Origin of the sequence: Nitratidesulfovibrio liaohensis, from assembly GCF_011682075.1 — a bacterium.
Classification (GTDB): domain Bacteria; phylum Desulfobacterota; class Desulfovibrionia; order Desulfovibrionales; family Desulfovibrionaceae; genus Cupidesulfovibrio; species Cupidesulfovibrio liaohensis.
In genome coordinates this window covers 1-1,045 of sequence record NZ_VSMK01000623.1, presented here as the reverse complement: position 1 = coordinate 1,045, position 1,045 = coordinate 1, and the positions used below count along the sequence as shown (strand labels likewise).

Here is a 1,045-nt window from a genome sequence, read left to right as displayed (position 1 = left end):
GGCATGCGGCCCCAGCACGTCACACGGTCCGTCCGGCCCCGGCACGTCCGGGGTGCCGGGGGGGCCGTCCGCATGCCGCCCGCCATGGGGGCCGCCGGGGTACAGCACGATGGAGCCGGTGGTCTCGCAACCGGGAAAGCATTCGTTCAGGCGGTTCAGGGCGCGCAGGAAGGTGGTCTTGCCCGAGCCGGAGCGGCCCAGCAGCACGGTGACCCCGGCGCGGGGCAGATCCAGCGAGGCGTCCTTTACCGCCGGGCGACCATGGAAGGACACGCACAACCCGGTTACCCGCAGGCCCGGCTCGGGATCGCGTATGTTCAGTTCCATGCATCCTCTCCCTTGTGGCGCCGCGCCATCACCCGCTGCAAGGCCCCGGCCCCCAGCATCATGGAGCCGGAAAGGACCAGCAGCACCAGCGCCGCGCCAAAGCCGCGCGCCAGTTCGTCCTCGGTCTGGTACTGGGCGGCGGTGTAGTAGATGGTGAAGGGCAGGGCCTCGAACTTGGCCAGCAGCCCGGCGGGCAGCCCGGCGTTGGCCACCACCCCGGTGAGCAGGATCACCGCCGTGTCTTCCGCCGCGCGGCCCATGACCAGCATGACCCCGCCCAGGATGCCGCGCCCGGCCTCCGGCAGCAACACCCGGAACACGGTCTGCTCGCGGGTCAGCCCAAGGGCCGCCCCGGTCAGCCGCAAGCCGTGGGGCAGCGATTCCAGCGCGGCACGGGTGGACACCACCAGCGGGGGCAGCACCAGCAGGGCCAGGCACCCCGCGGCCAGCAGCAGGCAGGTGTTGGCCTGCGGCACGAAGGTGCGGCGCAGCACGAGGATGAGCGTGAACCCGAACAGCCCCATGACGATGGACGGCACCCCGGCCAGCAGTTCCACGGCCAGCCCCAGGTGGCGGCGGGCGCGCGGCCCCGCGTATTCGGCAAGGTAGATGCCGCAGCCCACGCCCGGCCCCAGCACCAGCAGGGTGGCCAGCCCCACAAGGTACAGGCTGCCCGCGCAGGCGGGCCATATGCCGTCCCACACCGGGCGCAGCCCGG

The 1,045-nt window shown here is 72.7% G+C and carries 2 protein-coding genes; both read right to left on the bottom strand.

Annotation, left to right across the window (positions count from 1 at the left end; genetic code table 11):
- The coding region (locus FVW27_RS16795) for an ATP-binding cassette domain-containing protein (protein WP_167127342.1) at positions 1-327 on the bottom strand (327 nt) is incomplete at its 3' end.
- A partial coding sequence (locus tag FVW27_RS16790) for a PstA family ABC transporter permease (protein ID WP_167127340.1) occupies positions 318-1,045 on the bottom strand: 728 nt, incomplete at its 5' end. The genes FVW27_RS16795 and FVW27_RS16790, both read right to left, overlap by 10 nt.